Origin of the sequence: Prauserella shujinwangii (assembly GCF_003001955.1) — a bacterium.
Taxonomy (GTDB): Bacteria; Actinomycetota; Actinomycetes; order Mycobacteriales; family Pseudonocardiaceae; genus Qaidamihabitans; species Qaidamihabitans shujinwangii.
Genome location: NZ_PVNH01000007.1, coordinates 16,370 through 37,299 on the forward strand (window position 1 = coordinate 16,370; position 20,930 = coordinate 37,299).

Annotated in this window: 18 protein-coding genes; 12 read left to right on the forward strand and 6 right to left on the reverse strand. The window is 72.7% G+C overall.

Annotated elements, in window-relative coordinates; translation table 11 throughout:
* Positions 1–9: 9 nt before the first annotated feature.
* Complete coding sequence (dapF, locus tag B0I33_RS17390) at positions 10–831, forward strand: diaminopimelate epimerase (RefSeq protein ID WP_106179863.1); 822 nt, start codon at positions 10–12, stop codon at positions 829–831.
* Here dapF and B0I33_RS17395 read toward each other — a convergent pair.
* Entirely contained in the window at positions 828–1,706 is an 879-nt protein-coding gene (locus tag B0I33_RS17395; RefSeq protein ID WP_245900777.1) for a class I SAM-dependent methyltransferase, read from the reverse strand. The genes dapF and B0I33_RS17395 overlap by 4 nt on opposite strands.
* Positions 1,707–1,764: 58 nt before the next feature.
* On the opposite strand from B0I33_RS17395, the gene B0I33_RS17400 reads away from it, so the two are divergent.
* The 3 genes from B0I33_RS17400 to B0I33_RS17410 all read left to right on the forward strand — a co-directional run bounded on the left by B0I33_RS17400 (position 1,765) and on the right by B0I33_RS17410 (position 4,882).
* Positions 1,765–2,268, forward strand: a complete 504-nt coding sequence (locus B0I33_RS17400) for an ArsR/SmtB family transcription factor (protein ID WP_245900779.1) — start codon at positions 1,765–1,767, stop codon at positions 2,266–2,268.
* A gap of 42 nt (positions 2,269–2,310) precedes the next feature.
* A complete protein-coding gene (hflX, locus tag B0I33_RS17405) occupies positions 2,311–3,765 on the forward strand; it encodes a GTPase HflX (RefSeq protein WP_106179866.1) in 1,455 nt (484 codons plus the stop codon).
* Positions 3,766–3,832: 67 nt separating this feature from the next.
* Complete coding sequence (locus B0I33_RS17410; RefSeq protein ID WP_245900781.1) at positions 3,833–4,882, forward strand: hypothetical protein; 1,050 nt, start codon at positions 3,833–3,835, stop codon at positions 4,880–4,882.
* A gap of 16 nt (positions 4,883–4,898) precedes the next feature.
* On the opposite strand, the gene lexA is transcribed toward B0I33_RS17410, so the two are convergent.
* The gene (lexA, locus tag B0I33_RS17415) at positions 4,899–5,600 is read right to left on the reverse strand and encodes a transcriptional repressor LexA (protein WP_425440492.1); all 702 of its coding nucleotides are present in this window, start codon (positions 5,598–5,600) and stop codon (positions 4,899–4,901) included.
* A gap of 319 nt (positions 5,601–5,919) precedes the next feature.
* On the opposite strand from lexA, the gene B0I33_RS29985 reads away from it, so the two are divergent.
* The 3 genes from B0I33_RS29985 (at position 5,920) to B0I33_RS17430 (ending at position 10,198) form a co-directional block, all read left to right on the forward strand.
* Positions 5,920–6,390, forward strand: a complete 471-nt coding sequence (locus B0I33_RS29985) for a LysM peptidoglycan-binding domain-containing protein (protein WP_181193337.1) — start codon at positions 5,920–5,922, stop codon at positions 6,388–6,390.
* Positions 6,391–6,816: 426 nt separating this feature from the next.
* Complete coding sequence (nrdR, locus tag B0I33_RS17425) at positions 6,817–7,311, forward strand: transcriptional regulator NrdR (protein WP_106179867.1); 495 nt, start codon at positions 6,817–6,819, stop codon at positions 7,309–7,311.
* Between the two features lie 34 nt (positions 7,312–7,345).
* Positions 7,346–10,198 (forward strand): vitamin B12-dependent ribonucleotide reductase, encoded by a 2,853-nt coding sequence (locus tag B0I33_RS17430; protein ID WP_106179868.1) that lies wholly within the window; start codon positions 7,346–7,348, stop codon positions 10,196–10,198.
* A 49-nt stretch (positions 10,199–10,247) separates the two neighbouring features.
* On the opposite strand, the gene B0I33_RS17435 is transcribed toward B0I33_RS17430, so the two are convergent.
* Positions 10,248–12,284, reverse strand: coding sequence for a prolyl oligopeptidase family serine peptidase (locus B0I33_RS17435; protein WP_106179869.1), 2,037 nt, complete (start codon positions 12,282–12,284; stop codon positions 10,248–10,250).
* A 58-nt stretch (positions 12,285–12,342) separates the two neighbouring features.
* Between B0I33_RS17435 and B0I33_RS17440 the strand changes: the two genes are divergently transcribed.
* The 5 genes from B0I33_RS17440 (at position 12,343) to B0I33_RS17460 (ending at position 17,861) form a co-directional block, all read left to right on the forward strand.
* The gene (locus tag B0I33_RS17440; protein WP_181193338.1) at positions 12,343–13,242 is read left to right on the forward strand and encodes a neutral zinc metallopeptidase; all 900 of its coding nucleotides are present in this window, start codon (positions 12,343–12,345) and stop codon (positions 13,240–13,242) included.
* 98 nt (positions 13,243–13,340) lie between these two features.
* The gene (locus B0I33_RS17445) at positions 13,341–13,790 is read left to right on the forward strand and encodes a CBS domain-containing protein (RefSeq protein ID WP_106179871.1); all 450 of its coding nucleotides are present in this window, start codon (positions 13,341–13,343) and stop codon (positions 13,788–13,790) included.
* Positions 13,791–13,901: 111 nt separating this feature from the next.
* On the forward strand, positions 13,902–15,692 hold the full coding sequence (locus B0I33_RS17450) for a Xaa-Pro dipeptidyl-peptidase (protein ID WP_106179872.1): 1,791 nt from the start codon (positions 13,902–13,904) through the stop codon (positions 15,690–15,692).
* Between the two features lie 82 nt (positions 15,693–15,774).
* Positions 15,775–16,635 carry a M23 family metallopeptidase gene (locus B0I33_RS17455; RefSeq protein ID WP_106180156.1) on the forward strand — a complete coding sequence of 287 codons (861 nt, stop codon included), beginning with the start codon at positions 15,775–15,777 and terminating at the stop codon, positions 16,633–16,635.
* Positions 16,636–16,811: 176 nt separating this feature from the next.
* Positions 16,812–17,861: a DUF4192 domain-containing protein gene (locus B0I33_RS17460; RefSeq protein WP_106179873.1), complete on the forward strand. Its 1,050-nt coding sequence runs from the start codon at positions 16,812–16,814 to the stop codon at positions 17,859–17,861.
* Between the two features lie 34 nt (positions 17,862–17,895).
* On the opposite strand, the gene galE is transcribed toward B0I33_RS17460, so the two are convergent.
* The 3 genes from galE to B0I33_RS17475 form a co-directional block, all read right to left on the reverse strand.
* Positions 17,896–18,918 carry a UDP-glucose 4-epimerase GalE gene (gene galE, locus B0I33_RS17465; protein WP_106179874.1) on the reverse strand — a complete coding sequence of 341 codons (1,023 nt, stop codon included), beginning with the start codon at positions 18,916–18,918 and terminating at the stop codon, positions 17,896–17,898.
* Positions 18,919–19,003: 85 nt separating this feature from the next.
* Positions 19,004–20,194: a galactokinase gene (gene galK / locus B0I33_RS17470; protein ID WP_106179875.1), complete on the reverse strand. Its 1,191-nt coding sequence runs from the start codon at positions 20,192–20,194 to the stop codon at positions 19,004–19,006.
* Positions 20,191–20,886, reverse strand: coding sequence for an iron-dependent transcriptional repressor DtxR (locus B0I33_RS17475; RefSeq protein ID WP_106179876.1), 696 nt, complete (start codon positions 20,884–20,886; stop codon positions 20,191–20,193). Before B0I33_RS17475 ends, galK begins: the two co-directional genes overlap by 4 nt.
* Positions 20,887–20,930: the final 44 nt, after the last annotated feature.

Here is a 20,930-nt window from a genome sequence, read left to right on the forward strand (position 1 = left end):
GTTGGGTGCATGGGTGGTATCGAGTTCCTGAAGGGGCATGGCACACAGAACGACTTCGTGCTGCTGCCCGACGCGGCGGGCCTGCTGGACCTGACGCCCGACCGGGTCGCGGCGCTCTGCGACCGGCAACGCGGGCTCGGTGCCGACGGCGTGCTCCGCGTCGTGCGCTCGGCCGCCCTCGGTCTCCCCAGCGAGGGGGAGTGGTTCATGGACTACCGCAACGCGGACGGCTCGGTCGCCGAGATGTGCGGCAACGGAATGCGGGTGTTCGCCCGGTACCTCGCCGAGGCCGGGCTGGAGACCGGCACCGAGTTCGTCGTCGGCAGCAGGGCGGGCGACCGGCTCGTCCGGGTGCACCCCGACCGTTCGGTCACCGTCCAGATGGGACTGGCCAGGATCACCGGAACGTCGGTGACCGTCGTCGGCGGCCGCGAGCTGTCCGGGGTCGCCGTCGATGTCGGCAACCCGCACTTGGTGTCCACTTTGGACGACGACGTGGCCTCCCTCGACCTGCGTGACCAGCCGTGCTTCGACACCGACTCGTTCCCCGAGGGGGTCAACCTCGAGTTCGTCAACGTGCTCGCCGACGGCGAGCTGCGGATGCGCGTGCACGAACGGGGCGTCGGGGAGACCAGGTCGTGCGGCACCGGCACCGTCGCCGCGGTCGCGGCCGTGCTGCACCTTGACGGCAGCGACGCCGGATCCGCCACAGTGGACATTCCGGGGGGGCGGGTCTCCGTCACGGTCGGGCGGGACGGTTCGACACTCACCGGGCCCGCCGAGTTCGTCGCGCGCGGCGAGCTGGACGAGTCCTGGTGGCGCGCGGGCTAACGCCGCCGCGCCCGCACGAGCCAGGCCGCCGCGGCGTAGCGCACGCCGTCCGGCCCGGTGTGCGCGGCGATCGACTCCCGCAGCCGATCGTGTGCGGCGGGCTGGTCGTTCTCGTCGAGGCGGGCCAGCACGGAGCGCACGTTGCCCAGCCCCAGCGCGAACCGTCGCGCCGACTCCGGATCGTCGCCGAGGCGCACCGGCGCCGTGAGGTCGTCGACCGCCACGTCGGTGAACCCGGCCGCGGTCAGCACCGCGCGGACGCGGCCGGGATCGGCCAGGGAACGCGCATCCGGCGCGTCCGCGGGCGGCCGCGGCACCGGCCGGTCCCCGCACAGCGTCCGCGTCAGCCCGCCCATCCACTCGTTGCGCTCGTCGTCCTGCCACACCAGCAGGACCAGCCTCCCGCCGGGACGCAGTGCCCGCGCGAGGTTGCCGAAGGCCGCCACTGGATCGGCGAAGAACATCGCGCCGGTGCGGCTGATCGCCACGTCGGCGTGCGCGGGCGGGAAGGGGTGCACCTGGGCGTCCGCGCGCAGGAACTCCGCGTTGCCGACGCCCCGGTCGGTCGCCCGCCGCCGCGCCACGGCCAGCATCGGCGCGGACAGGTCCACCCCGAGCGCGGATCCGGATCCCGCGAGGCGGGCGGCGTCCAGCGTGGCCTGCCCGTTGCCGCAGCCGATGTCGAGCACCCGCTCGCCGGGCCCGATCCCCGCGGCGGCGAGGAAGCGCGGGTGGAAGCCCGCGAGGAACGCGTCGAACCGGTCGGCGTGCTCGGCCCAGAACTCGCCGTACTCGCCGTTCCACGCGGCCTCGGCTTCGGCGTTGGCCGACGGCGTGTCCATGGTCTCCCCGTGGCCGCGCGGGTCATGGTGCACCGGCCCCAGTCTGGCCACGTGATGGGAAAGGGTCAACCGATCTCGGGTCTACGCTGGCGTGATGGCACGAAGGCGGACGGCCACCGAGGCGGAGGCGAACGCGCTGGCGTCCGGAATACGGCTGCGCATCATCCGGTTGACCTATCCGGAGGCCCTGACCAACAAGGAGATCGCCGAGCGGCTGGGCCGCGACCCGGCGACGACCCTCCACCACGTGCGCAAGCTCGTCGAGACGGGCTTCCTCGAGCCGCAGCCCGCGCGCAGGGGAAACCGGGGCGCGAAGGAGATCCCGTACCGCTCCACCGGGGTGTCCTGGCACCTGGACCACGCGCCGGCGCGGCAGCGGCTCGGCGAGGCGGTGCTGGAGGCCTACCTCACCGAGGTCGCCGAGACCGACCCGGCCGAGCTGGACCAGTGGCGGCTGGTGGCGCGGGTGCCACCCGAACGGCTGGTGGCCTTGCGCGGCCGGCTGCAGGAGCTGCTGGACGAGTTCGGTGCCGAGCCCGTGCACCCCGGCGCCGAACCCACGGCCGTGTACATCGCGATGTATCCGAGCCGTTAATCGCTCGGCCGAGCCCACGAGTCGTGGGACGATGGAGACAAGATGACAGAACTGACACACGACGACGTGCTCGACGACGCCCTCCGCGGCTTCGACGTCGAGCCTTCCCAGGGCGAGCTGGAGCTCGACGAACGCGCCTCGCTGCGCAGGGTCGCGGGCCTTTCCACCGAACTCGCCGACATCTCCGAGGTCGAGTACCGGCAGCTCCGGCTGGAGCGCGTGGTGCTCGTGGGCGTCTGGACCGACGGCACCGCCGCCCAGTCCGAGGCGTCGCTCGCCGAGCTCGCCCGGCTCGCCGAGACCGCGGGCTCCGAGGTGCTGGAGGGGCTCGTCCAGCGCCGGAACCGCCCGGACCCGGCCACCTACATCGGCGCGGGCAAGGTGCGGGAGCTGGCCGACGTCGTGCGCGCGACCGGTGCCGACACGGTGATCTGCGACGGCGAGCTGTCGCCGGGCCAGCTGCGCCAGCTGGAGGACAAGCTCAAGGTCAAGGTCATCGACCGGACCGCGCTGATCCTCGACATCTTCGCCCAGCACGCCCGGTCCAAGGAGGGCAAGGCGCAGGTCGAGCTGGCCCAGCTGCAGTACCTGCTCCCGCGGCTGCGGGGCTGGGGCACGTCGCTGTCCCGGCAGGCCGGTGGCCGTGCCGGCGGTGCCGGTGGCGGCGTCGGCCTGCGCGGTCCCGGTGAGACGAAGCTGGAGACCGACCGGCGGCGGATCAACAAGCGGATCGCCAAGCTCCGCAGGGAGATCGCCGCGATGAACACCATCCGCGAGACCAAGCGCGGGCGCAGGCTGGCCCGCGAGGTGCCCAGCGTCGCGATCGTCGGCTACACCAACGCGGGCAAGTCGAGCCTGCTCAACGCCGTCACCGGTGCGGGCGTGCTGGTCGAGGACGCGCTGTTCGCCACCCTCGACCCCACCACCCGGCGCTCGGCGACGCCCGACGGCCGCACGTACACGCTGACCGACACGGTGGGCTTCGTGCGGCACCTGCCGCACCAGATCGTCGAGGCGTTCCGCTCGACCCTGGACGAGGCCGCCGACGCCGACCTGTTGCTGCACGTCGTCGACGGCTCGGATCCGGCGCCGGAGGACCAGGTCAACGCCGTCCGCGAGGTGCTGGCCGAGATCGGCAAGCGGCGCAGCGAGCCGCTGCCGCCCGAGCTGATCGTCATCAACAAGGCCGACGCCGCCGACGAGGTGGCGCTGGCCCGGCTCCGGCACCTGCTGCCGGGGGCGTTCGTGGTGTCCGCGCGCACCGGTGCGGGTGTCGGCGCGCTCGTCAGGGAGATCGCGGACCGCCTGCCCCGGCCGGAGGTCGTCGTCGACGCGCTCGTGCCGTACACCCGCGGTGAGCTGGTGGCCAGGGCACACGCCGACGGCGAGGTCCTCGGCGAGGAGCACACGCCCGAGGGCACGCGGCTGCAGGCTCGCGTGCACCCCGAGCTGGCGGCCGCCCTGCGCGGCTACGCCACCAACGGCACGTCGGCATAGGCGGGCCCGGGCGGGCGCCTGCGGACACGCGGGCGCCCGCCCGCTTCGGGCGGCTACGGTGACGATCGTGGGATCGCGCGTACGCGGGTGGCTGATCGCGGTGGTGGTGCTCGCCGGATCGCTGGGCGGGACACCCGCCGCCCTGGCGGAGGTACCCGCCCCGGAACCGGTGTGCACCGTCGGCGACGAGCGCCTGGCCGAACTGTCCGGCCTGGTCACCACCGGCGACGGCTGGTACGCCGTCAACGACGGCGGCAGCAGGCTCGAGGTGTTCGCGCTGGGACGCGACTGCGCGGTCCGCGACGTGCTCACCGACCCCACCGACCCGTACGACGTCGAGGACCTGGCCCTGGCCGGGGACGGCACGCTCTGGCTCGGCGACACGGGGGACAACGACAGGGACCGCGACACCGTGGCCCTGCACGCCTTCGACCCGGGTGGCGGTTCCGTGCTGTACCGGCTCACCTACCCGGACGGGCCGCACGACGCCGAGGCACTGCTGCTCGACCCGGCCGGGACGCCGTACGTCATCACGAAGAACATGCTCGGCGACTCCGGCGTGTACCGGCCCGCGCGCGAGCTGAGCAGCCCGGGCCCCACGCCGCTGGAACGGGTCGGCACGCTGCGGCTGACGGCGACGGACACGCCGGGCGGACCGCTGGGCGGCGCCGGTTCGGTGCTGGTCACCGGCGCCGCGACGATGCCGGACGGCAGCGTCGTCGCCGTGCGCACCTACACCGACGCCTACCTCTACCCGGTGCCGGACGGGGACGTCGTCGCGGCGCTGCGGCAGCAGCCGGTCCGCGTACCGCTGCCGCACGAGCCGCAGGGGGAGGCCATCGCGTTCGAGCGGGACGGGACGCTGCTGTCGGCCAGCGAGGGGGTCGGCACTCCGATCCGCGCCGTGCCGGGCGCGGCGGGGCTGGTTTCGGCCGCGTCCCAGGACCGTCCGGACGCCTCCCGGGAGGGCGGCGACGGTGGCCCGAGCCCGGGCACCGCGGAGCCCGACGGCGAGGACGGCCGGGAGGGCCTGCCGGTGCTGCCCGGGATCGCGGTGGCGGTGTTCGTCGCCGCCGTGCTCGTGTTCGGCATCGACCGCCTGCGCCGCAGGCGCTGACCCGCCCGGCGGGCGGTCAGAGCCTGCGCAGGACGGCGACCACCTTGCCGAGCACGGTCGCCTCGTCACCGGGGATCGGGTCGTAGGCCTCGTTCTGCGGCATCAGCCAGACGTGGCCGTCCTTGCGTTTGAACGTCTTGACGGTCGCCTCACCCTCGATCATCGCGGCCACGATGTCGCCGTTCTCGGCGGTGGGCTGCTGACGGACCACCACCCAGTCGCCGTCGGTGATGGCGGCGTCGATCATCGAGTCGCCGGTGACGCTGAGCAGGAAGACCTCGCCCTCGCCGACGATGTCCTTCGGCAGCGGGAACACGTCCTCGATCGCCTCCTCCGCCAGCACGGGCCCGCCCGCCGCGATGCGCCCGACCAACGGCACGAACGCGGGCTTGGGCAGCTGGGCGGCCTCGACATCGGCCTGGCCTGCCCGGTCCAGGTCGGACGGCAGGACACCGACGGCGCGCGGGCGGTTGGCATCCCTCCGCAGGTAGCCCTTCTTCTGCAGAGCGCGCAGCTGGTGCGACACCGAGGACGTCGAGGTGAGCCCCACGGCCTCACCGATCTCCCTGACGCTCGGCGGGTAGCCGTACTGGTCCACCCAGTTCCGGATCACGTCGAGCACCTGGCGCTGGCGCGGGGTCAGGCTCTCGTCGGGGTCCTCGATCTCGGGAAGGGTGTGCACCCTGCCGCCCGCGTCGCCGACGTTGCCGACATCCACGGCGTCCACGGCGTCGTCCCTGCCGTTGCCTGCCACTGCGTCGCCTCCCAGTCGTGGGCCGGCCGCCTGCCGTGCCCGGTCTGCTCCGTGCTCCGTGCCCGGGGCCCTGCCGTCACCCGCCGTGCGCGGGTGCCTCCGGTTCGTCCTCTCGCTGCCGACGCTAGCCCGCGGCACCGGCGATTTCAAACGTCTGTTCGATCGACACGCCGGGAGGCTCTCGATTTTGTCGGTCCCTGGTGGTACATATTCGCACGGACGTTCGATAGAACGCGTGTTCGACTCGCCGTGCGGCGGCGAACACCACCGCGAGGAGGTTCCGATGTCGGTTCTGCTGTACCGGGAGGCCGGTCAGGTCCGACGGGCACGCACGGTGCCGGGCGAGGTCGCCGCGCCACACCGGCCGGGGCGCCGCAGGAGGGGAGAGGCGACGCGGCCGCCGACGAGGGCGCGGGTGGTGGCCGGCCGCGTACCGGCGCCGGTGGCGTCGTGCCCGGCCCGGCCGGAGCCGCGCCGGTGGCCGTGGCTGGTGCTGCTGGCGCTGGCCGTCGCCGGGCTCGTGATCGGTCTGGGGCTGCTCGCGGAGGGTGTCTCGGGCGCCGGGGCCGAGCGGGTGCCGGAGCGGACGGCGCTGGTGACGGTGGCGCCCGGCGACACGCTCTGGGACGTCGCCGCCCGGCACGCGCCGGGCAGCGACCCGGAAGCCGTCGTCCAGCGGATCGAGGCCCTCAACGGTCTCTCCGGCCCGGACGTGTCGCCCGGGGTGCCCCTCCTCGTGCCGCATCAGCCCTGACGCGCGTGTCCGCGGTCTGTGCACGCGTGTCCGCGATCTGTGCACGCGTGTCCGCGTCGCACGGCGCGAGGACGCGTCCGTCACCGGCGGACACGGGCGGACCCGGGCGAGGGTGACCCGCGCGGGTGATCGCGGAACCTCGTGACATTCTGGAACGCCCTCGTCGCGGGCCGAACATCACGTCCTTCACCGTGTCGTGTCGCTTGCGCGGGCCCCCTGCGCCTTCTAAGGTCGACCCCAACATGTAGTAGTTACATGTGTGTAGTTGGTCCACAGGTTGGGGTAGAATCGCAGGCAGTTGTCCACAGCTGTCCACAGCTCGCCGGTGTTCACCCACCAGGTATCCACATGACGATCACCAGGGCGGCGTGGCCCTGACCATGCGGATACCGGCGCGGAGCCCACGTGAAGGGAGTTGATCGGCGGATGCGTTGCCCGTTCTGCCGGCATGCGGATTCCCGGGTCGTCGACTCCCGAGAGGTGGATGAGGGCCAGGCGATCCGGCGGCGCAGGTCGTGCTCGAAGTGCGGTCGCCGGTTCACCACCTCGGAGACGATGGTGCTCGCCGTCGTCAAGCGGTCCGGGGTCACCGAGCAGTTCAGTCGCGAGAAGGTGGTTCGGGGAGTGCGCCGCGCCTGCCAGGGCAGGCCGGTCGACGACGACGCGCTGCAGCAGCTGGCTCAGCGGGTCGAGGAGTCGATCCGGTCGGCCGGCGTCGCGGAGATTCCGAGCCACGAGGTGGGGCTGGCCATCCTCGGCCCGCTCCGTGAACTGGACGCCGTGGCGTATCTGCGGTTCGCGAGCGTGTACCGCTCTTTCTCCTCGATCGAGGACTTCGAGAAGGAGATCTCGGATCTTCGTGTGGCGATGGCGGCTCCGGCCGACCCGGACAACAGCGACAACGGCGCGGACGACGACTGACGTCGCCGCGCGTGCGAACGCGGGAGAGGGACTCATGACAGAAACCGTGGGAGTGGACGCGGAGACAGGCGGCGCGGCGGCCAAGCCGGGCCGGGGCAAGGGCCGCAAGCCGGGCCTGACCGTCCAGCGCGTCTTCACCACCGAGGGGGTGCACCCGTACGACGAGGTGACGTGGGAGTCGCGCGACGTCGTGATGACCAACTGGCGGGACGGGACCGTCAACTTCGAGCAGCGGGGCGTCGAGTTCCCGGAGTTCTGGTCGGTCAACGCGACCAATATCGTCGCCAGCAAGTACTTCCGCGGCGCCGTCGGCAGCCCGCAGCGTGAGCACAGCCTCAAACAGCTGATCGACCGCGTGGTCAAGACCTACGTCAAGTCCGGGACCGACAACGGGTACTTCGCGACGCCCCAGGACGCCGAGATCTTCGAGCACGAGCTGACCTGGATGCTGCTGCACCAGGTGTTCAGCTTCAACTCGCCGGTCTGGTTCAACGTCGGCACGACGTCCAAGCAGCAGGTCTCCGCGTGCTTCATCCTCTCCGTCGACGACACGATGGAGTCGATCCTGAACTGGTACCGGGAGGAGGGCCTGATCTTCAAGGGCGGCTCCGGTGCCGGTCTCAACCTCTCCCGGATCCGCTCGTCCCGGGAGCTGCTGTCGTCCGGCGGTACCGCGTCGGGCCCCGTCTCGTTCATGCGTGGCGCCGACGCGTCGGCGGGCACGATCAAGTCGGGTGGCGCCACCCGCCGGGCGGCCAAGATGGTGGTCCTCGACGTCGACCACCCGGACATCGAGGAGTTCATCGAGACGAAGGCCAAGGAGGAGAAGAAGATCCGCGTCCTGCGTGACGCGGGCTTCGACATGGACCTCAGCGGCGCCGACATCTCCTCGGTGCAGTACCAGAACGCGAACAACTCGGTCCGCGTGTCCGACGAGTTCATGCGTGCCGTCGAGTCGGGCGGCGACTTCGGCCTGCGGGCGCGGCTGTCCGGCGAGGTCATCGACCACACGGACGCCAAGGCGCTGTTCCGCAAGATGGCGCAGGCCGCGTGGGAGTGCGCCGACCCCGGGCTGCAGTACGACGACACGATCAACGACTGGCACACCTGCCCCGAGTCGGGCCGGATCACCGCGTCCAACCCGTGCTCGGAGTACATGCACCTGGACAACTCCAGCTGCAACCTGGCCTCGCTGAACCTGCTGAAGTTCGTGCGCGGCGACGGCACGTTCGACGCCGAGCTGTTCGCCAGGGCGGTCGAGCTGGTCATCACCGCGATGGACATCTCCATCTGCTTCGCGGACTTCCCGACCGAGGCGATCGGCGACACCACGCGGAAGTTCCGCCAGCTGGGCATCGGATACGCCAACCTCGGCGCGCTGCTGATGGCCACCGGGCACGCCTACGACTCCGACGGCGGCCGCGCACTCGCCGCGGCCATCACCTCCCTGATGACCGGCGTGTCGTACCGCCGCTCCGCCGAGCTCGCCGCCGTCGTCGGCCCGTACGAGGGCTACGCCCGCAACGCCGAGGCGCACCAGCGGGTGATGCGCAAGCACGCCGCGGCCAACGACGCCATCCGCACGTTCCACACCAACGACGTGAACGTGCGGTCGCTCGCCACGCGGGAGTGGCAGCGCGGCATCGAGATCGGCAGCCAGCACGGCTGGCGCAACGCGCAGGCCAGCGTGCTCGCCCCCACGGGCACCATCGGCTTCATGATGGACTGCGACACCACCGGCATCGAGCCGGACTTCTCGCTGGTGAAGTTCAAGAAGCTCGTCGGCGGCGGGTCCATGCAGATCGTCAACCAGACGGTGCCGCGCGCGCTGCACTCGCTCGGCTACCAGGACGAGCAGATCGAGGCCATCGTGGACTACGTGGCCCAGCACGGGCACGTGATCGACGCGCCGGGGCTGCGCCCCGAGCACTACGAGGTGTTCGACTGCGCCGTCGGCGAGCGCTCCATCGCGCCGATGGGGCACGTGCGCATGATGGCCGCCGTGCAGCCGTTCCTGTCGGGCGCGATCTCGAAGACCGTCAACATGCCCGAGTCGGCGACGGTCGAGGACGTCGAGGAGATCTACTTCCAGGGCTGGAAGCTCGGCCTGAAGGCGCTGGCGATCTACCGCGACAACTGCAAGGTCGGCCAGCCGCTGTCCACCGCGAAGCGGGACAAGGCCGAGGCGGAGCCGGAGAAGGTCGTCGAGTACCGGCCGGTCCGCAAGCGCCTGCCGAAGAAGCGGCCGAGCCAGACGGTGTCGTTCACGATCGGTGGCGCCGAGGGCTACCTGACCGCCGGGTCCTACCCGGACGACGGGCTCGGCGAGATCTTCGTGAAGCTCGGCAAGCAGGGCTCCACGCTGGCCGGTGTCATGGACGCGTTCTCGATGTCGATCTCCGTGGGCCTGCAGTACGGCATCCCGCTGGAGTTCTACGTCAGCAAGTTCCAGAACCTCCGGTTCGAACCGGCCGGCATGACGGACGACCCGGACGTGCGGATGGCGACGAGCGTGCTCGACTACCTGTTCCGCAGGCTCGCGCTCGACTACCTGCCGTACGAGAAGCGCTCCCAGCTCGGCATCTTCACCGCCGACGAGCGGTCGGCGCAGGTGGAGTCCGACTACGGCCGGTCCACGGACGAGGACGAGAACGTCGACCTGGAGGCGTTGCGCAGCAGCGTGGACGCCAGCAGCACGCACGTGCTGGAGGAGAAGCCCGCCGACACCGAGCCGGGCCGGACCGCGCACACCACGACCGAGCTGGTGGAGCTGCAGCTCGGCAAGGCCGCCGACGCCCCGCTGTGCATGACCTGCGGGACGAAGATGCGGCCCGCGGGCTCCTGCTACGCCTGCGAGGGCTGCGGCGCCACCTCCGGCTGCAGTTGACCCCGCGCCGCTGGTGAGCGGGAAACGTGGTGAGAACCGCGTTTCCCGCTCACGAGCCGGTGAGCCTGCGCCACAGGAACTCGAACACGAGCGCCCACTTGAACGCGAGCTGGGCGTTGTCCGCCGCGGCGCCGTGGCCGCCCTCGATGTTCTCGTAGTAGCTCACGTCGTGGCCGTACTCCCGCATGCGGGCCACCATCTTCCGTGCGTGCGCGGGATGCACGCGGTCGTCCCGTGTGGACGTCACGAACAGCGCGGGCGGGTACTCGCGGTCCCGGGCGACGTTCTGGTACGGCGAGTACCGCGCGATGTAGTCCCATTCGGCCGGTTCGTCGGGGTCGCCGTACTCGGCCATCCACGAGGCGCCCGCGAGCAGCAGGTGGTACCGGCGCATGTCGAGCAACGGCACCTGGCTCACGATCGCGCCGAACCGCTCGGGGTAGCGGGTGAGCATGACCCCCGTCAGCAGCCCGCCGTTGCTGCCGCCCTGGATGCCCAGCCGCGCGGGCGTGGTGATGCCGCGCTCGACGAGGTCGGCAGCCACGGCGGCGAAGTCCTCGTACACGCGGTGCCGGTGCTCCTTGATCGCCTGGTTGTGCCAGTCCGGGCCGTACTCGCCGCCGCCGCGCAGGTTCGCGACGACGTACGTGCCGCCCCGCTCCAGCCATCCCCGGCCGATCACGCCGCTGTAGGACGGCGTCAGGGAGATCTCGAAGCCGCCGTATCCGGTGAGCAGGGTGGGCCCGGGCCGGTCGCGGCGGGCGCCCACCACGAAGTACGGGATCCGCGTGCCGTCGGCCGAGGTCGCGAAGTGCTGCCCGGTCTCGAGGCCGTCGCTGTCGAAGAACGCCGGTGCCCGCTTGAGCGTCTCCGGCTCCGCGCCGACCTCCCCGCGCACGAGCGCCGACGGCTCGGTGAACCCGCTGACGTCCAGCAGGTACTCGTCGCCGTGGTCGGGGTCGGTGCCGACGAGGTCGACGGAGCCGACCTCCGGCACGCCGGGCAGCGGCGCGGAACGCCACCCTTCCGGTGCCGGCGTCAGCACCCGCAGCCGCGTCTTCACGTCGCTCAGCGTGCCGAGGAGCAGGTGGTTGCGGGTCCACGCGTAGTAGTCGAGCGAGGTGTGCGGATCGGGTTCGAACAGCACCGTCAGCGCGCGGTCCCCGCCGAGGAAGTCGTCGAGCCGGGCCGCCAGCAGCGCACCCGCCGGGTACTCGGCACCGCCGGTGCGCCACGGCGAGCGCGTGCGCACGAGCAGCCACTCGCGGTGCAGCGACGCGTTGGCGTCGTCCGGCACGTCGACCCGGACCAGCCCATCGGCGGTGCGCAGGTACAGCTCGGACCGGTAGAAGTCCACGCTGCGGCGCACGAGGTCGCGCTCCCAGCCCTCGGTGTGGTCGTGCACACCGCGCACGGCGACGTCCTCCGGCTTGCCCTCGAACACCAGTTCCGCCTCGGTCAGCGGAGTGCCGCGCCGCCACTCTTTGACCAGCCGCGGGTAGCCCGAGTGGGTCAGCGACCCCGCGCCGAAGTCCGTGCCGACGTAGATCCGGTCCTCGTCGATCCACGCCACCGAGCTCTTCGCCTCGGGCAGCTCGAACCCGCCCGCGACGAACTCGCGCCGCTCCAGGTCGAACTCCCGCACCACGGTGGCGTCCGCGCCGCCGCGGGACAGCTCGACGAGCGCGCGCCGGAGGCTGGGCCGCAGCACCGTCGCGCCCTGCCACACCCAGTTCTCGCCCTCGGCCTCGGCGAGGGCGTCGACGTCGAGCAGGAGCTCCCACTCCGGCTCGGCCGCCCGGTACCGGTCGAGCGTCGTCCGCCGCCACAGGCCGCGCGGATGGGCGGCGTCCTGCCAGAAGTTGTACAGGTACTCGCCGCGGCGGCGCACGTACGGAATCCGGTCGTCGGCGTCGAGCACCTCCCGCAGTGCGGCCCGCAGCCGTTCGAAGCCGGTGTCCCCGGCCAGCGCCGCCACGGTCTCCGCGTTGCGTGCGCGCACCCAGTCGAGCGGCCGCTCGCCGGTGACGTCCTCGAGCCAGAGGTAGGGGTCGTTGTCGTCCAGCCGGGTTCGCGCCTCGCTCATGACCTCCAGTCTGCCAGGACCGCGTCGTTCCCGATTCGTGATCCGGGGTGCCGTGGCGGTGGATATCCTCACGTGCACTGTGGACGGAATCGGCAGCCGGACAGGGCCGCCCCGGAACTCGCCGCTGGCGGTCGCCGGGGTGCTGGCGCTGGTCCTCACGGTCGTCGGGGTGACGGCCCTCGCCGGCCGCGCCACCGTCCGCGTCGCGGGCACGGCGGCCGCCGACCCGGCCGCCGCCGCGGTCGCGGCCGCGCCGGTGGCACCCCGGTCCCGCCCGGCCGGGGAACCGCTGCTGTCCGGCGACCTCGTTCTGGGCGAGGTGGTGTGCGTGCTGCCGGATCTGGGAGCCACGAACGCGCGGCTGCGCGCGTTCCACAGCGCGGCACTGGACTGCCTCGGCGAGGCGTGGCGGCCCGCGCTGCGCGCCTCCGGGGCGACGTTCACGCAGGCACGGCTGGAGATCGACCCGGGACCGGGCAGCGCGTGCGGGAAGACGCCGGGCGAGGACCAGGCCACGGCGTTCTACTGCGGCCGGGAGGAGACGATCTACCTGCCGAGGCGGCGGGTGCTCGACCACCTCGGCCTGCACGTCCCGGCGCACCTGGCGGTGCTCGCCCACGAGTACGGCCACCACGTGCAGGAGCGCGGCGGCATCCTCGACGCCGCGGGCAGGCGGCTGCGCCACCTCGGCCAGGGCACGCCTGCGGAGCTGCGGCTCACCCGGCGTCTCGAACTGCAGGCCAACTGCTTCGCCGGGCTGTTCCTCGCCAGTGTCGCGGGCCGGGGCTCGGTGACGACCGCGCAGGCGGAGGAGGCGCTGGCGGACTTCCGGCACGGCGTCGACAGCGAGACGCATGGCACGGTGGCCAACCAGCTGCGCTGGGCCCGCACCGGGTTCACGGGGACCTCCGTCGCCGCGTGCGACACGTGGAGGGCCCCCGCGCACGCGGTCCGCTGAGGCACCCGGCCCGGTTGTCCACCTGTGCGGACCTTTCGCCGGGCAGCGCACCCGCACTAGCCTGTGTGAGGCAGCTCACCATGGCGGGAGGAGACTCAATGCGCATTGCCGATCTGCTGCGGAACAAGGGTTCGATGGTGGCCACGGTCACCCCGGACACCTCGGTCACCGAGTTGCTCGCCCGCCTCGCCGAACACAACGTGGGCGCGCTCGTGGTCGTCGACGCCGAAGGCGCCGTGGCCGGGATCGTCTCCGAACGGGACGTCGTGCGCAGGCTCCACGAGCATGGCCCCGGCCTGCTCGATCGCAACGTCGGCGACATCATGACCACGCTCGTCGCCACCTGCACCCCGCAGGACTCCGTCGACCAGCTCAGCGTGGTGATGACCGAACGGCGGATCAGGCACGTGCCGGTGCTCGTCGAGGGCAAGCTGGCCGGCATCGTCAGCATCGGCGACGTCGTGAAGACGCGCATGAACGAGCTGGAGCACAGCCAGGAACAGCTCGAGGCCTACATCTCGGGCGGGGTGCACCCCGCGGCCCGGTGAACCACGCGGCGCACCGCCTTTCGTCGGGTCCTGCACGGAATTCCTTGACACCCACCAGGAGTGTGGCGAGGGTCGGGCCACCGACGTCCGCCGAGCGACTGGGGGCCTTCCGTGCGATCCACGCGTGTCACCGTCCTGCTCGCCACCGCGCTGGTGGCGCCGCTGATCTCCGTCGGAGCACAGGCGGAACCGGCGGATCCGCCACCCCGGCCGGTCTTCGAGAACGGTGCGGCGCAACCCGTCTTCGATCCCGGGGACGTGGTACGGGAGAGCCTGTGGGTGCGGGCACCCGTGGACAGCGACCACGACGGCGAGGACGACGAGGTGCACGTCGAGGTCGTCCGGCCGAGGGCGACGGAACGGGGCCTGCGGGTGCCCGTGGTGTTCCAGGCCAGCCCGTACTACGCGGGCGGCAACTCGATCACCAACCACGACGTGGACGTGGAACTGTACGTCCCGGATCGCGGCGGCAGGCCGATGCCGCAGATCACCTGGCGGTACGAGCAGTACCTCGTCTCGCGCGGGTTCGCGGTGGTGTACGGCGAGTCGCTCGGCAGCGGTGAGTCCACCGGCTGTCCCACGACGGGCGGGGAGAACGAGACGATCGGCGCGCGGTCCGTCGTGGACTGGCTGAACGGGCGGGCGAGCGCGCGGGACGGCGACGGCCAACCGGTGGCGGCGGACTGGACCACCGGGAAGACGGCCATGATGGGGGTCTCCTACAACGGGACCCTGCCGAACGCGGTCGCGACCACGGGTGTCGAGGGCCTGGAGACGATCGTGCCCATCGCGGCGATCTCCAGCTGGTACGACTACTACCGCGAGGATGGCGCCGTGGTGGCGCCCGGCGGTTACCAGGGCGAGGACGCCGACGTGCTCGCCGAGTACGTCTACACGCGCGCCGACCGGGAGATCTGCCGGGACGTCATCGACGGGCTCGCCGCCCGGCAGGACCGCGTCACCGGCGACTACAGCGCGTTCTGGGCCGGCCGGAACTACCTCGATGACGTGCACCGGGTCCGGGCCTCGGTGCTCGCGGTGCACGGGCTCAACGACTGGAACGTGACGATGAGCCAGGTCGCGCGGTGGTACGAGGCGCTGCGGGCGCACGGCGTCGAGCACCGGATCTGGCTGCACCAGTCCGGGCACGCCGACCCCTACTCGCTGCGCCGCGACGAGTGGCTGCGCACCCTGAACCGCTGGTTCTCGCACTACCTCTACGGCGTCCAGAACGGGGTCCAGGACGAGCCGAGGGCGACGATCCAGCGCGAGGACGGGTCCTGGTCCGACGAGGCGAACTGGCCCGCCCCCGGTACCCGGCCCGCGACGCTGCACCCCGGGCCCGGCGGCGCGGGGCGGGGCACGCTCGGCGTGCGGGACACCCGCGGCAGGCCGGTGGTCGAGTCGCTCACCGACGACGCGCGCAAGACCGTCGAGCAGCTGGTCGACCAGCCGGAGTCCCCGCACCGGCTGTCCTACGCGACCGCCGCGGCCCGGCGGCCGGTGCGGCTGAGCGGCACGCCCAGGGTCGACCTGACGATCGCGTTCGACCGCCCCGCCGCCAACGTCACCGGGGTGCTGGTGGACCGGGCCCCCGACGGCGGCTCCCACGTCATCACCCGGGGCTGGACCGACCCGCAGAACCGCAAGGACCCGGCGCTCACCCGGCCGATCCGGCCCGGCGTGCCGTACCGGATCTCGTTCCAGCTCCAGCCGGACGACTACGTCCTGCCCGCCGGGCACCGGCTCGAGTTCGTGCTGCTGTCCAGCGACCACGACTTCACGCTGCGACCGCGCCCGGGCACCGGGCTGTCGATCGACGTCACGCGCACCTCGGTGACGCTGCCCGTGCGGGGCGGCACCGCCGCGCTGTGGTCGGCCTTCCCCGGCTGGGCGGGCTGATCGCGGCGCGTTTGTACGCCCCGTGTACCGGGACCTGGTTCGGTGGCGCCGTCCCCGGAACACGGAGGTATCGATGGTGTCGATGTTCAAGGTCAGACGGTGGGCCGCCGCGGCGGCGACGGTGGTCCTGTCCGCGTTCGGGATCGTGGCCGCAGGGCAGGTGCCCGCGTCCGCGGCCCCGAACTTCCAGGTGCCGTTCCAGTGCGGTGTCACGGTCACGGCCGCCACGTTCAGCGGCCACCGGCCCGCCAACGCGGTCGACTTCCAGAAGAGCGGCATCACCGGGATGCCGGTGATCGCCTCGGCCCCGGGCACGGTCACCCGGGTCGCGAACGAGGGCAGCACCAGCTACGGGCGCTGGATCGAGATCGACCACGGCTCGGGCTGGCGCACCCGTTACGCCCACCTCTCCACCCAGGAGGTCCGGGTGGGCCAGTCGGTGTCGCTCGGCACGCAGATCGGCAAGGCGGGCGCCACGGGCGGCGTCACCGGCCCGCACCTGCACTACGAGCAGAACCTCAACGGCGTGTCCCAGCGGGTGGTGCTGCACGGCGTCGCGGTGCCGTACTACGGCAAGACCAACTTCACCAGCCGGAACGCCTGCGGCGGTGGCGGGGGCAACCCGTACACGCCGCAGCAGGTGTGCGGCTCCGCCTTCTCCGTCATCGACTCGGCCGCACTCGGTGACGCGGGCACCACCTACCTGCTGTACGACGGGTCGAGCGGGCGCAACTGCGTGACCACGCTGAAGGCCACGTCCGTCGGGAGCCCGTCGCCGGTGTCCGCCTTCCTGGAGGTGGAGGGCTCCGCACGGGCCACCGACAGCGGCGACTACTCGTACTACGCGGGTCCGGTGACGAAGGAAGCCGCGTCGACCTGCGTGAAGTGGGGCGGCTCGGTGGGTTCCCGGTCATACACCAGCCCGTTCGAGCACTGCGGCTGAGCACCCGGCCGAGCACGGCTCCGGCCGGGCGGGCGGAACCGGACAGGGTAGCGTCCGGCACCGACACGAAACCGGATTCCCCGCCCGTCCGGCCGGAGTTGTCCCACCCGGCCCGGGCTGTCCACAGATTCCGCCCGCCGGCCCCGCACCCCGCCCCACCGGCGCATCGTGGACGCATGACCGCTTCCACCAGCGCGGGCACCACGACGGTCAGCCTGCGAGATCCAGGACAACTGCTCGCCGCACTCCCGCACCTGCTCGGCTTCCGGCCCGCCGACTCGGTGCTCGTCGTCGCCCACGGCGGCCGGTCGGGCCGCCGGGTCGGCAATGTCGTGCGTGCCGATCTCCCCCGCCCGGACGGCGTGGCCGATCTGGCCCAGGTGCTCCGGGCCTCGATCCTCGCCGGCGACGTCGCCGCGGCCACGGTCGCCGTCGTCGGCGGCGGGAAGGCGAGGGGCAGGGCGGGCCCGCCGTGGCGCGACCTCGTCGACGCGGTCGCCGAAGCCTTCGCCCACGCCGGGCATCACGTCGCCCATTCCCTGTGGGTGCCCGAGATCAGCGCGGGCGCCCGCTGGCACTGCTATCACGACCCCGCCTGCACCGGGCGGATGCCCGATCCCGCCAGCTCGGTGATGGCGGCCGTGGCCGCGCACCAGGGCATGGTGACCTACCCCAGCCGCGAGGAGATGGAACGCCAGCTCGCTCCGGCCGACCCCGCCGCGCTCGCCCGCCGCTCCGCCCTGCTCGACGCCGAGCTCGAGGTGCTCGGCGCCCGGTCGAGCCCGGAGCAGGCGCGGGAACAGGGCCTCGCGCGGGTCCGCGCGGCGCTCGGCAAGGCCCTCGCCGGGCAGCTGACGTTCACCGACGAGGAGGTGGCGGGCCTCGCGCTCGCGCTCTCGGTGCCGGAGGTCCGGGACGCGTGCCTCGCGACGGCGGTGCCGACCGGGGAGTCCAGGGCGCTGGCGGCCGAGCGTCTCTGGCTGGCGCTCGTGCGGGAGACCCCGGCGCCGGAACGCGCGCAGGCGGCCTGCCTGCTCGCGTACTCGGCGTACGTGCGTGGTGAGGGTGCGCTGGCCGGGATGGCGCTGGAGAACGCGCTGACCGCCCACCCGGGGCACGTGCTGGCCGGGCTGCTGCACCAGGCGCTGCGGCACGCCGTCCCGCCGAGCCGGATCACCGGGCTCGGCGAGCGCGGCGGCGAGCCGTCCCTGTGGGAGCCCGGCTAGGGCCGCTCCCGTGCCCGCGACCGTGCGCGCCGGATCAGGACGCGGCGGTCCCGCGCCGGTCCTGGGTGAACCGCCACGCGTCGGCGACGATGTCGCGCAGGTCGGTGCGCTCGGGCTTCCAGCCCAGCTCCTCCCTGGCGCGATCACTGGCCGCCACGAGCACCGCCGGGTCGCCCGCCCTGCGCCCGCCGACGGCGGCGGGGATGGGGTGCCCGGTCACCTCGCGGCAGGCCTCGATCACCTGGCGGACGGAGAAGCCGGTTCCGTTGCCGAGGTTGTAGATCCGGTGTTCGCCCGCCCGGGCGTGGTCCAGCGCGAGCAGGTGCGCGTCGGCGAGGTCGGTGACGTGGATGTAGTCACGGACGGCCGTGCCGTCGTCGGTGGGGTAGTCCTCGCCGTAGATCTGCACCTGGCCGCGTTCGCCGGTCGCGACCTGCAGGACGATCGGGATCAGATGGGTCTCGGTGGTGTGCCGCTCGCCGAACCGGCCGTGGGCGCCCGCGACGTTGAAGTACCGCAGGCTCACCGCGGCGAGCCCGTGGGCGCGGGCGTAGGTGCCGATCGCGTGGTCGATCGCGAGCTTGGTCGCGCCGTAGGTGTTGGTGGGCTGGGTGGGCGCCGACTCGGGGATCGGCGCGACGTCCGGCTCGCCGTAGGTCGCGGCCGTGGAGGAGAACACCAGGCGGGGCGTGCCGTGCGCACGCATCGCGTCGAGCAGCCGGAGGGAGGTGAGCACGTTCCCGTGCCAGTACTTGCCGGGATCCTGCATGGACTCGCCCACGAGTGACTTCGCCGCGAAGTGCAGCACGCCGTCGAAGCCGTCGGCGAGGAGCGTCTGGGAGACCTCGGCGGCGTCGCCCTCGACGAACCGCGCGCCCTCGGGCACCGCGTCGGCGTGCCCGGTGGACAGGTCGTCCACCACGGTCACGTCGTGGCCCGCCTCCACCAGCCGGGCCGCGCACACGCTGCCGACGTAGCCCGCGCCGCCCGTGACGACCAGCTTCAGGGGCCTGCTCGGCGTGGTCGGAGTGGTCTGCTCGGTCGGCTGGGCGGGCATCGGCGGGGCCTTTCTCGGGGACGGGACGGGTGACTGGCGACCAGTGTGCACCCGGGGCGAGGGGTCTGCGGAGCCGGGGCGCCGGTCACCGGGACGGTTCCCGGTCGGCACCGGCACCGGCCGAGGGGGCGGCGGCGAACACGCGGGGCCGGCGCAACCGGGCCCGTTCGAACCCCGCCGTGACCGCGTCGCCGACGGCGCGCAGGCCGGTGTCCGGGACGAGCGCGACCACGGAGCCGCCGAACCCGCCCCCGGTCATCCGGGCCCCGAGCGCGCCGGCCTCGCGGGCGAGGTCGACGGCGAGGTCCAGCTCGTGGACCGACACCCGGTAGTCGTCCCGCAGGCTCGCGTGGGACGCGTCGAGCAGGGGACCGACGGCGGAGATCTCCCCGGCGCGCAGGTGGGCCACGACGTCGAGCACCCGTGCGTTCTCGGTGACGACGTGGCGCACCAGCCGGCGCAGCTCGCCGGGCAGCCTGCCCAGCGTCGCGCCCAGGTCGGCCACGGCGATGTCGCGGAGACTGCCGACGCCGAGCAGGCGGGCGGCGCGTTCGGTGCCTCGCCTGCGGTCGGCGTAGCCGGACTCGGCGTGGGAGTGGCGGGCGCGGGTGTCGATCACCAGCACCCGCAGCCCGGAGCGCGCGGCGTCGAACGGCACCTGCTCGGCCGCACCCGAACGCACGTCGAGGAACAGCGCGTGCCCGGCGACGCAGCACAGCGACGCGGTCTGGTCGAGCACGCCGGTGGGGACGCCGACGAACTCGTTCTCGGCCCGCTGCAGCCGCCGCGCGAGCTCGGCGCGGCGGTGCGTGCCCGGCGGATCGGCGCCGGCGAGCCCGAGCAGGGCCAGCGCCACGGCGCACTCCAGCGCGGCCGACGAGGACAGCCCCGCGCCCGTCGGCACGTCCCCGGCCAGCACCAGGTCGGCGCCCGCGTCCCCGGGGAGGCACCCTCCCTCGCGCAGCACCCAGGCCACGCCGGCCGGGTACGCGGCCCACCCGGTCACCGAGCCCGGTCGCAACGTGCGCACGTCGACGGGTTCCGCGTGCTGGACCCTGCCGTCGGAACCGAGGGTGGCGACGGTCAGCATGTGGTCGCGGCGCGGTGCGGCCGCGGCGGCGATCCGGTGCGGCAGGGCGAACGGCAGGACGAACCCGTCGTGGTAATCGGTGTGCTCGCCGATCAGGTTCACCCGTCCCGGTGCCGACCACACCCCGAGCGGCGCCCGCCCGTGGACCGAGCGGAACGTGCGCGCGGCGAGCCGAGCGGGTGTCACCGAGCCTGTGCGAGTACCGCGTGCAGCACCGAACTCGACACCTGGACGGTGTGGTGCTCGTCGGACACCTCGATGGTTCCGCCGTTGCCGTTGGGCTTGCCGACGCGCACGGTGCCCCCCGGCACGATCCCGACCGACTTCAGCTCGTTCATCAGCTTCTCGTCGAGCTGGACGTGCTCGGCGATCCGGCGGATCTCGACGTTCCCGCCACCCGCGCGGGCGAACTCGTCCAGACGCACGAGGTCGGACTCCGCGGGTGGCGCGGGCTCGCCCTCGCCGAGCTTGTCGAGGCCGGGGATCGGGTTGCCGTACGGCGACGTGGTGGGATGTCCGAGCAGCTTGACGAGCTTGCGCTCGACGGCCTCGCTCATGACGTGCTCCCAGCGGCACGCCTCGTTGTGCACGTGTTCCCACTCCAGACCGATCACGTCCACGAGCAGGCGCTCAGCCAGCCGATGCTTGCGCATCACCGCGATCGCGAGTTCCCTGCCGTGGTCGGTCAGCTGCAGGTGCCGGTCATCCGCGACCACCACGAGGCCGTCCCGCTCCATCCTGGCGACCGTCTGGCTGACGGTGGGGCCGCTCTGCTGGAGGCGCTCCGCGATTCGCGCGCGCAGTGGGACGACACCCTCCTCTTCGAGCTCGTAGATGGTGCGCAAGTACATCTCGGTGGTGTCGATGAGATCGTTCACGCCTGTCCCCTTTGTTCGCGTTGCTCATGGTAGTCGCTGGGCCG

What these genes read in the sequence shown, in the direction of transcription:
- B0I33_RS17430 (WP_106179868.1), top strand. Translation starts at nt 7,346, where the DNA reads ATGACAGAAACCGTGGGAGTGGACGCGGAGACAGGCGGCGCGGCGGCC.
- galE (WP_106179874.1), bottom strand. Translation starts at nt 18,918, where the DNA reads ATGCCCGCCCAGCCGACCGAGCAGACCACTCCGACCACGCCGAGCAGG.
- B0I33_RS17445 (WP_106179871.1), top strand. Translation starts at nt 13,341, where the DNA reads ATGCGCATTGCCGATCTGCTGCGGAACAAGGGTTCGATGGTGGCCACG.
- B0I33_RS17460 (WP_106179873.1), top strand. Translation starts at nt 16,812, where the DNA reads ATGACCGCTTCCACCAGCGCGGGCACCACGACGGTCAGCCTGCGAGAT.
- hflX (WP_106179866.1), top strand. Translation starts at nt 2,311, where the DNA reads ATGACAGAACTGACACACGACGACGTGCTCGACGACGCCCTCCGCGGC.
- nrdR (WP_106179867.1), top strand. Translation starts at nt 6,817, where the DNA reads ATGCGTTGCCCGTTCTGCCGGCATGCGGATTCCCGGGTCGTCGACTCC.
- dapF (WP_106179863.1), top strand. Translation starts at nt 10, where the DNA reads ATGGGTGGTATCGAGTTCCTGAAGGGGCATGGCACACAGAACGACTTC.
- B0I33_RS17435 (WP_106179869.1), bottom strand. Translation starts at nt 12,284, where the DNA reads ATGAGCGAGGCGCGAACCCGGCTGGACGACAACGACCCCTACCTCTGG.
- B0I33_RS29985 (WP_181193337.1), top strand. Translation starts at nt 5,920, where the DNA reads ATGTCGGTTCTGCTGTACCGGGAGGCCGGTCAGGTCCGACGGGCACGC.
- B0I33_RS17455 (WP_106180156.1), top strand. Translation starts at nt 15,775, where the DNA reads ATGTTCAAGGTCAGACGGTGGGCCGCCGCGGCGGCGACGGTGGTCCTG.